Source organism: Blastococcus sp. CT_GayMR20 (assembly GCF_004570345.1).
Window position 1 is genome coordinate 1 of sequence record NZ_SPQM01000161.1, and the last position, 9,601, is coordinate 9,601.

General features: G+C 68.8%; 8 protein-coding genes. 6 read left to right on the plus strand and 2 right to left on the minus strand.

Annotated elements, in window-relative coordinates; genetic code table 11:
- Together E4P40_RS23585 and E4P40_RS23590 are read right to left on the minus strand one after the other, a co-directional pair.
- Positions 1-234 (minus strand): hypothetical protein (locus E4P40_RS23585; protein WP_135160813.1); only part of this gene is annotated, 234 nt, incomplete at its 3' end.
- Positions 235-270: 36 nt separating this feature from the next.
- Positions 271-996 carry a hypothetical protein gene (locus tag E4P40_RS23590; RefSeq protein ID WP_135160814.1) on the minus strand — a complete coding sequence of 242 codons (726 nt, stop codon included), beginning with the start codon at positions 994-996 and terminating at the stop codon, positions 271-273.
- A 124-nt stretch (positions 997-1,120) separates the two neighbouring features.
- Here E4P40_RS23590 and E4P40_RS23595 point away from each other — a divergent pair, with 124 nt between their 5' ends.
- From E4P40_RS23595 to E4P40_RS23620, 6 genes are all read left to right on the plus strand, one after another.
- The gene (locus E4P40_RS23595) at positions 1,121-1,645 is read left to right on the plus strand and encodes an HAD domain-containing protein (protein WP_135160815.1); all 525 of its coding nucleotides are present in this window, start codon (positions 1,121-1,123) and stop codon (positions 1,643-1,645) included.
- Positions 1,646-1,718: 73 nt separating this feature from the next.
- Positions 1,719-2,852 (plus strand): transglycosylase domain-containing protein, encoded by a 1,134-nt coding sequence (locus E4P40_RS23600; protein ID WP_135160816.1) that lies wholly within the window; start codon positions 1,719-1,721, stop codon positions 2,850-2,852.
- 28 nt (positions 2,853-2,880) lie between these two features.
- A complete protein-coding gene (locus E4P40_RS23605) occupies positions 2,881-4,278 on the plus strand; it encodes an ADP-ribosylglycohydrolase family protein (RefSeq protein ID WP_245160545.1) in 1,398 nt (465 codons plus the stop codon).
- Positions 4,279-4,380: 102 nt separating this feature from the next.
- Positions 4,381-5,703: a restriction endonuclease gene (locus E4P40_RS23610; RefSeq protein WP_209305484.1), complete on the plus strand. Its 1,323-nt coding sequence runs from the start codon at positions 4,381-4,383 to the stop codon at positions 5,701-5,703.
- A 164-nt stretch (positions 5,704-5,867) separates the two neighbouring features.
- On the plus strand, positions 5,868-8,477 hold the full coding sequence (locus tag E4P40_RS23615; protein ID WP_135160819.1) for a Z1 domain-containing protein: 2,610 nt from the start codon (positions 5,868-5,870) through the stop codon (positions 8,475-8,477).
- Positions 8,474-9,466 carry a PD-(D/E)XK motif protein gene (locus tag E4P40_RS23620; RefSeq protein ID WP_135160820.1) on the plus strand — a complete coding sequence of 331 codons (993 nt, stop codon included), beginning with the start codon at positions 8,474-8,476 and terminating at the stop codon, positions 9,464-9,466. Before E4P40_RS23615 ends, E4P40_RS23620 begins: the two co-directional genes overlap by 4 nt.
- Positions 9,467-9,601: the final 135 nt, after the last annotated feature.

The following is a 9,601-nucleotide window of genomic DNA, read 5'->3' on the forward strand; positions in this document are numbered from 1 at the left end:
GACCCGGTGTCCAGGGACCCGGCCGAGCAGGACGGCGCCGACGATCGCCATGGCCGGGCCGACCACCGGCTCGGGCGACGAGAAGACGTTCACCCGGTCGGCCGCCGGGGTGGCGAGGTGCGCGACCAGCCCGACCGCCAGGTAGCTGATCGCGGCCGCGGCGGAGAGCCGGGCCGCCATGGTGGCGGCCCGGCTCCTCCGTGCTGCGCGCTCCTTGAACACCGGCTCGTCCACCTCGCGGGCGACGCTAACCGAACGCAGCTCCGCTGGTCAGGAGGTTGCCTCGTCCGGGGTACGGCCGGTCCACCACTGCCGGTCGGTCCGCTTGGCGATTCCGTACGCCAGGCCCACGGAGGCCGCGACGAAGAGCCAGTGTGGGTCGATCGGTCCCGTGGAGAAGGGGCCGAAGTCGAGCACCAGGAACAGCAGCAGAGTGACGGGGATCCAGATCGGCACGACGCGGGTGCGGAGGAAACCGATGCTGGACAGCAGGACCGAGCCGGCCATGCCGAGCATGAAGGGAACGACGATCAGCAGGGCGAGCGTGCTGTTCTGCGCCGCCTCCAGCAGCGCCACCATGGCCGCGCGGTCGGGCTGGTCGACGGCGGCGTAGTCGATGATCGAGACGGCGTGGATGCCGAGGAAGCCGAGCGAACCCACGTAGCCGAGGACCGTGGCCATGGTGCCGAGCCGCGGCATGCGCGGGCGGACCAGCTGCGCCATGGCGACGAGGGCCAGCAGCAGGAACGGGACGGCGACCGTGCCGACGGCGAGGCCGACGGCGGCCAGCGTCGGCCTGGCCGCCCAGGCCTCGAGACTGCCCTCGACGGACGCGCCCTGGCCGACGATGCGACCGATCAGGGCCTCGGCCAGGTTGAGGGTGGCTCCGACGAGCAGTGCGGCGACGGCGGTGCGCCGGCCGAGGACGGCGGGCCGCGGGGTCAGGGCGGCGGCGTCGTCCAGGGGCCGGGTGGCGGGCAGGGGCTGTGCGGTCACGGTGGTCTCTCCTCCATCGCCCGGTCGGACCGTCCGGCCGAAGCGGTGATCACGTTCTCCGGGGACATGTCCCGGCGTCCTGAGCTCCCGGTCCCGATCTCGCCGGGCGGGTAGGAGGGACGCCATGACCGCTCCCCCACCGGTGTTGCTCCTGGACGTCGACGGCGTGCTCAACGCCGTGCGCCCCGACCTGCCGGAGGGCTGGCGGCGCGGGATCTTCAACGGCTACGTGCTGAGGTGGGACCCGACCGTGGTCGCCCGGCTGCGCGAACTGCACGAGTCCGGCCGGGTGGAGCTCCAGTGGCTGACGACGTGGACGGAGCGGGCCGACCAACTGCTGGCCGAACCCATGGGCCTTCCCCGCGGCCTGCGGACGCACGGCCGGGACGACGTGCTGCCGACCGGTTTCGAAGGCCGGCTGGGAGGCCTCTCCGGCTGGTGGAAGCTGGCCGCCGCGCGGGCGGTCGCCGAAGCCGAGCCCGGACGGCGGATCGTGTGGATCGACGACGACCTCGCCGACCAGGCCGCGGACACCAGCGAGTGGCTGGCCGCGAACGAGCAGGTGCTCGTCGTGTCGCCGGACTTCTTCGTCGGTCTGACCCACGAGGAGCTGGACCGGGTCGAGGCCTGGCTCGACTACCCCGGCTGATTCCGGCGTCCATGGAATTCACAGGAAGCCCCCCTACCGTGACGCTCCGACCCCGATCCCGGAGAACGCCCGCATGGCCTCCTTCGAGCCAGACACCCGGTCGACCCGCCGGTTCCGCCGCCGGCCGGCCGACACCCGGCCGCAGGCCGAGCCGTTCCGTGGTCCCGGGATCGATGAGCCGCAGTTCGACCGTCCGCGGTTCGACCGTCCGCCGCCTGCGGGCAACGACTGGTACGGCGCCCCGCCGGGCGCCTGGGGCCCGCCGCCGGGACAGGGGCCGTACCAGCCGTGGGCTCCACCGCGGGACCCCTTCCCGCCGGCTCCGCCCGAGCAGCCCGTTCCTCCGCGTCGACGAGGCCGCGGTCGCCTCCGCCGTCGTGATGGCGACGGTCGGCGGCCCCGTCGGCGGCTGTTCCGCCGGATCCTCACCGTGCTGGGCGCGCTGGCCGTCGTCCAGGCGCTGGCCGTGCTCTCGCTGCGCTGGATCGACCCGCCGACGACGGCCTTCATGCTGGCCAATCCGGACGGCTCGATCCAGCAGTCGGTGCCGGTGGAGCACGTCTCCCGCAACTTTCTGGCCGCGGTGATCGCGCACGAGGACTCCGCGCTCCCCTACCGCTCCGGCGCCTTCACGTGGGACGAGCTGTGGGGCCGCGCGACGGCTCACCTGAGGGACGAGGAGGACCCGTCGGGTTCGACGATCCCGCAGCAGGTGGCGAAGAACCTGTTCCTCAACCAGGAGATGAGCGCCGTGCGCAAGACGCTCGAGGCGGGCATCGCCATGGAGATGGCCGCGTTCATCGACGATCGCCGGATGCTCGAGCTCTACGTCAACTACGCGCAGCTGGGCCCGACGATCTACGGCGTCTGCGCGGCGAGCTGGTACTACTTCGACTCCGCGCCAGGAGAGCTGTCGCAAGCGCAGGCCGTGCAGCTGGTCGGGCTGCTCCCCTCGCCCGGGCACGTCCAGCGCGCGCCCGGCGGCGGCATGGACTTCGACGTGGACGACGGCCTGGGCTGGCTGTCCCGCTCGCACGTGCTCAACGCGCAGAACCGGGTGCCCGCCCACCTCGACCGGCTCGGCTTCCAGCCCGTCGAAGATGCCGGCGTCGAGGGGCTCGCGTCCGAACAGGAGCCTTCGGACGAGGACTGCACGACGCGGCCCGAGGAGGTCGCCGAGCTCATGGCGGCCGAGGGCACCGCCTGACGCTTGTCGGCCGGGATCGCCTGGCACTGTGGAGGACGTGCACCGCTCCAACCGCGTCGCCGGCGCGCTGGTCGGCTCCGCTGCCGGCGACGCGCTGGGGGCCCCGTTCGAGTTCGGGCCTCCGGGGCAGTTCTCCGCCCGCTTTCCGGTGCCCGCTCGCGGCTCGAAGCCGGAGATGTGCGGCGGTGGATCGCTGGGCTGGGAGCCGGGCGAGTTCACCGACGACACCCAGATGGCACTGCTCGTCGCCGAGTCGCTGATCGAGAACGACGGCCTGGACGAGGGGCATCTGTTCGACCGGTTCCGCAGGTGGGCGGAGGCGGGCCCGCCGGACATCGGCAACCAGACCGGGGCGGTTCTCGGGTCCGGGCGCCCGTGGGACGTCGCCGCGGCCGAGCACTTCGAGGAGACCGGCCATGCGGCCGGCAACGGCTCACTGATGCGGACGACGCCGGCCGCGATCTGGTTCTCCCGGTTCGGGACCGAGGCGACGATGGACGCCGCCCGCCGGATCTCGGCGTTGACGCACGGCGACCCGGCGGCCGGCGAGGGTTGCGCGATCTTCCACGAGCTGATGCGGGTGGCGCTGGACGGCGGGGATCCTTTGGCGGCTGTCGGCACAGCGCTGGAGCTGGTGCTGCCGGAGCACCGGGAGCGGTGGGCGACGGTGCTGGCTCCGGACTGGACGCCGTCGGACGCGACGGAGTCGAACGGCGCGGTCTGGCCGACGCTGGGGCAGGCGGTGTGGGCGCTGCGGCACGGGCGGGACTTCGCCGAAGTGATGCGGCAGGTGATCGACCTGGGCGGAGATACCGACACGGTGGCAGCGGTCGCCGGAGGGCTGGCCGGTGCGGTGTACGGCATGGGCGGGATCCCGATGCGCTGGTCGTCGGCGGTACGCGGGCGAGTGCCCGGGTTCGGCGACCGGCGGTGGGGCCTGGCGGACCTGCAGGAGTTGGCTGCGGCACTCGACGGCAAGCCGCTCCAGCACTACGACCCGGGCGTGATTCCGCGGATCGGTCCGCAGGAGGCGCTGCCAGGCATCTGGGCCGGGAATCTCGACGGCGCCCGGCACAGCGAGAACGACTTCGCGGTCATCTCGCTGTGCCGGCTCGGCGACCCGTTCCCGCACGAGGTGCACCGCATGGCCTATGTCGCCGACAACGACTACAACCACGACCTGGACACCGTGCTGGCCGACGTCCTGGATGACCTGGCCGCGCTACGGGCCGAGGGCCGAAAGGTGCTCGTCCACTGCCACGGCGGCGCCTCGCGCACCGGCCTGGTGCTGCGCGGCTGGCTGGTCCGTGAGGAGGGCATGACGCCGGACGAGGCGACCGCGCATGTCGCGGAGCGCTGGCCTCACCTCGGCCTCTGGAACGCCAGCTTTATCACTGCGCTCGATCGACTGAGCTCAGAACGCTGATCAGTGCCACAACGGTGAACCGAGATGGGGTGCCCTTCGCTGAACGGGGTGTTTTTAAGCCTGGTTCCCGAAGACCGCGCAGGCGCCCGGCAGAATCGCGACGTGTCACATCGCCGGATAGCCATCCATGACGTTCTCCGCTACAGCAACGATGGCGATGCGACCTCCCCCGAGCTCGACGGCTACCCGAACTATCACTTCCTCACTTCCTCATTTGAGGCTGGGCTCCCTCGCCTCCTCCTGGATGCAGGCATCAACGCTCCGGCGCTGACCGTGGCTCCGGACGGCCAGCGCCGCGCCGTCATCGGAATTCGCTCGAGCCCCTGGAAGGCTGGCCATGCCACCAACCCATGGCACGACGAGTTCGATCTGGACCACGGGTATGTCCGTTACTTCGGCGACCACAAGCCGAACTCGCCGGGACTACCGGGTACGACGACAGGCAACAGAACGCTTTTCGAGGCCCTGGCGTCTCACGCCTCCCCGGACCCAGCGCTTCGCAGACTTGCTCCGCCGCTACTGCTCTTCCGATCGATCACTGTGAGACGCGAAGGTCGCACACTGGTCAAGGGGCACATCGAGTTCTGCGGCGTTGCCGTCATCGACCGCTTGGAGAACATCATTCAGCGGGACCCGGAAACCCAGCGCGGCTTCCCCAATATTGCGCTCGATCTCGCGGTGATAAGCCTCGCTGATTCCGGTGACACTCTTGACCTCCGGTGGATCGACGATCGGCGAAACCCGGCACTGACTGGCGACGAAGCGATGAGACACGCCCCGGCCAGCTGGCGACGGTGGGTCGCCGAGGGACCGCCCGCGTTGCCTCGGGTTCGCCGACGGGTCCATGCTCCTCGACTCCGAGCGCGTGAACAGCAACTTCCCTCGCCGGCCAGCGCCGATGCCGAACTGCTCCAGAAGATCTACCGGTTCTTCGATGCCCGGAAGCACGCCTTCGAGATGCTCGCCTCCCAGATCGCAGCCGATGCTCTGGGCGGCCAGGGAGGTACCTACCGCGAGGGCTGGCTCACGCGAGCCGGAGGCGACGGCGGCCTCGACTTCGTCGGACGTCTTGACATCGGAGCGCCAGGAACCAGCGCACCCCTGGTGGTCCTCGGCCAGGCCAAGTGCGTCGCCCCGGACTCGTCGGTCAACGCGGACCAGGTCGCGCGAGTCGTCGCCCGATTGCGCCGGGGATGGGTCGGGGTTTACGTGACGACGGGCTGGTTCACCAGGCAGGCTCAAGTGGAGATCATCGACGACGAGTACCCGATCGTGCTGATCCCAGGGATCGACGTGGTCAAGCACGTCCGCGCCCTCGCGGAACGAACGAGCAACGGGGATGTCGACGTCGTTCTGGCCCGAGCCGTGGAGACCTATTCCGATTCGGTGACACACCGCCGACCGGAGGAGATCCTCATTCGGTGAGACCGCCGCGCCCATGTCCGCCAGGCGCAGCGAGGATCGTGGCGGGGGTCCCCAAGATGGACGAAGCCGTTCATGCCGCGGGCTGAGCACATGGCTTGTCGTCAACGGATCGTTGCGCTGTGTGACTACCCTCGCGTGGACACCGCTACGGGAGGGGGCTGGGGATGTCAGCCGCAGGAGTCACAGAGGAGCAGGTCGACCAGCTCTACTTGGTCTTCCAGCAGTTCACGAAGTCGATGACCCCGCACGATGCGGTCAAGAACCTCCAGTTGTTCGGCGCGGACGACGCGATCATTCGCGCGGTCAGGGAACGCCACGATGCGGAAAGTCTGCGCATCCGGAATCTGGACGAGCCCGCCTCGGTGTTCCTGGACGGCCGCCAGACCTGGTACACCGGCCCGGACATGGAGAACGATCGCAACTGGCCAGCCCTCCTCGCATCGATGCGACGCAAGGATTTCGGCGACGACAACATCGCCTCCATCGACAAGTCCTCGACCAAGATCGTCGCCTTGCTGGACCATCCCAAGCAGAACGAGTTCCGCACGCGCGGTCTCGTCGTCGGCTATGTGCAGTCGGGCAAGACAACGAATTTCACCGCCGTCATGGCCAAGGCAGCGGACAAGGGCTACAAGCTCTTCATCGTGCTGTCCGGCATCCACAACGTCCTACGTCGGCAGACCCAGATCCGCCTGGTGAAGGACCTGGTCGAGTCCAACCCCAGCCAATGGCACCAGGTCACCAGCGAAACGCACGACTTCGTCCCTCCACCGAACCCCAAGGCTTTCTTCGCGGCCACGGATCAATGCCTTCTCCTTGTGGTGAAGAAGAACGCCGCCGTCCTTCGTAAGCTCCGCACCTGGCTCGGTAAGGCCGGCGAGTACCTCGACGAATGCCCCACGCTGATCATCGATGACGAGGCCGATCAGTCGACCGTCGCAACCGCGAAGATCAATCCGCTCCTGTACGACGTCCTGAACAAGTTCCCCAAGGTCGGCTACGTCGGCTACACGGCCACGCCCTTCGCGAACCTGCTGATCGACCCCTCAGCGGACGAGGACTTTTATCCGCGCGACTTCATCGTCAACCTGCCCCGACCGAACGGATACCACGGCACGGAGGTCCTCTTCGGCCGCGACCTTCTCGACGGCGAGGACCCTGCGGATCTGCCTGGCGGCTACGACATGGTCAGGCGCGTGCCTGACGACGAGGTGGACGACCTCAAGCCTCGCAACAAGAAGGAGGCTGCCGACTTCCAGCCGGCTCTCACCCACTCCCTACGGGCGGCCGTCGAGTGGTTCTGGTTGGCGACCGCCGCTCGACGTGCCAGGGGCGGTGGCAACCCCCACTCGACGATGCTCGTCCACACAACGACCGAGACGCGTGTGCACGAGGCCTTCAAGGAGCCCCTGCTGCAGTTCCGCTCTTTCATGCTGGAGCGCGTCGGATCCGCTGACGACCAGACCATCGAGCTCCTGCGAGCAACCTGGGAGCGGGAGACAGCCCTCGTCGCCGCCGCGGAGTTCGGCGAGGAGAAGGTCGAGTTCGAAACGGTGCTGGAGCACTTGCCCGAGGTCGTGCGCCAGACGCGGATCGTGATCGACAACTACCGGAGCAGCGACCGGCTCAACTACGAACGCGGGCCCGTCACCGCGATTGCCGTCGGCGGGAACACCCTGTCCCGCGGATTGACGCTGGAGGGTCTGGTCTCCAGCCTGTTCGTCCGGGCAGTCTCGGCCTACGACACGCTCCTGCAGATGGGGCGGTGGTTCGGATATCGCAACGGGTACGCGGACCTTCCGCGGATCTGGATGACCGACGAGCTTCAGATGTGGTTCAGCCACCTGGCGACGGTCGAGGCGGACATGCGCCGTGACATCGACCGCTACATGCACAACCCCGCCGAGACGCCGATGACGTTCGCCGTACGTCTCCGGTCCCACCCCAAGATGAGCATCACGTCCAAGGCCAAGATGAAGTCCGCCGTGCTCGCGCACGCCGCATACGGCGGAACCCTGGTCGAATCCCGCTTCTTCGACGTGAGCGAGAGCGGCCGAACCGTTCTCGCCGAGAACGCCGCTGCTGCGAGGGAACTCATCGGCGCCGCGCGCGAGCACGGCACCGATGAAGAGTCGCGTCCAGAGACGGCGCTCTTCACGCAGGTGCCCCACGACGACGTCGTCGCCTTCCTGGAGCGCTACTCGTTCCATGAACGGTCGGAGGACGGCGATCGCCGGCGCCTGATCGACTACATCGGCAAGCGCCTCCGGCAGGGCGCCCTCCAGCGCTGGAGCGTGGCGGTCATCGGGAACTCTCAGCCCGGCGCGACCACACCCCGGCGCAACCTCGGGGACGGTGTCGACATCCGGATGGTCAAGCGTGCTCGGCTCGGGCAGGAGTCCGAGACGACCGTGGACCCCGTCGCCGACATCAAGACGTTGTCCAGCCGCAGGGACGAGGCGATCGACCTCGACACGAAGGGGCATGACCTCAGTTCACGGCAGCAGGTCCTGGACCTCCGTCGGGCCCAGCGGGCAGAGGAGGGACTCCTCCTCGTCTACCCCATCGAGCCAGAGTCGGACACCGGGAAGGGGGGCCGACTGCCTCTTCGGGCTCCCACGGGCGACGTCGTCATCGGCGTGGCTCTCCTCTTCCCGACTCCTCGTCCAGGCAGCACCGATTCCGAGGTCGAGTACTACAGCGCCGACCTGTCCGGGGTGATCGTGGAGGAGGAGGACACGTCCGTCCTCGACTACGACGACGAGGCCGCGTGACCCTCAACGCCCGGAACCTCGATCTCATCTGGAACGCCGCTGCCGGTCGTCCGATCGTCACCACCTTCCGGACCGCCCCCGTGGGTGTGGACACGCCGCAGGGGCCGGTCCAGGCAGGGCTGGATGCACAGGGACACCGACACCTGCTGGTGCCGCTGGCCCCGAGGCACACCCTCAAGGAGGTCGTCGACGGCGAAGCGGTCGTCCTCCGGCGACGGGCTCTGGAGGACGAGACTAGTTATCAGGAGTACGCCTCCCTCGAGCTGGTCGACGATGATCTCGGAGACCTCTTCACGGCGCTCTGCGTGGAGGTCGTCGACCGGATCGCCGCAACGCCTGAGCGAGCCGTCGCCGCCCTTCGCGAAGTGCTGAAGGACTGGCGCTCTCTCCTGGCCGGCAGCGGTCGACTCCTCAGCGCCTCAGCCCTAGCCGGCCTCTTCGGCGAGCTCCACCTGCTCCTCTCCGCACTGCGTCGGGACCCGGGTGCTGTCGCCTTCTGGACCGGTCCCAATGGCTCCGCACAGGACTTCCATCACGGGCTCCACGCCGTGGAGGTCAAGACGACGACGGCTCCCGAGGGTCGATCGGTCCGGATTCATGGCGCCGACCAGCTCGATGTGCAGCCCCCGGGACGACTACAGCTTCGCTGGCTACGCGTCCGTTCCGACCAGGGCATCTCCGTGCCCAATCTTGTTGACGAGATCCTCGAGCGAACTGACGACAGAACGGCGTTCCGGCTGCTGCTCCAAAAGGTGGGGTACCACGAGGCCGACCGCCACATCTACGAGCGCACGAGGTTCGACGTCCTTGAGGAGCAGACGTACGAGGTGAGCCCCGGCTTTCCCCGCGTCACCCCGTCGTGTCTGATCGACGACGCCTCGATCGCCGGCGTGGGCCCCATCGACTACACACTTGATCTGAGCGTGCCCGAGGCGGACGCGCGCCGGGTCGATTTGGATCCGGCGGACTTCCTCGTGGATGCCCCGTGATCACGCCGCGGTGGTGGTCCCAGCCGTTCCCGCCGACCGGCGCCATCGCATCGGAGGGCATCCGCAACCAGCTCGGCAGGCCACCGGTGGACCCCCTCACCGTTTTTGTCCGGGAGACCGCCCAGAACTCCTGGG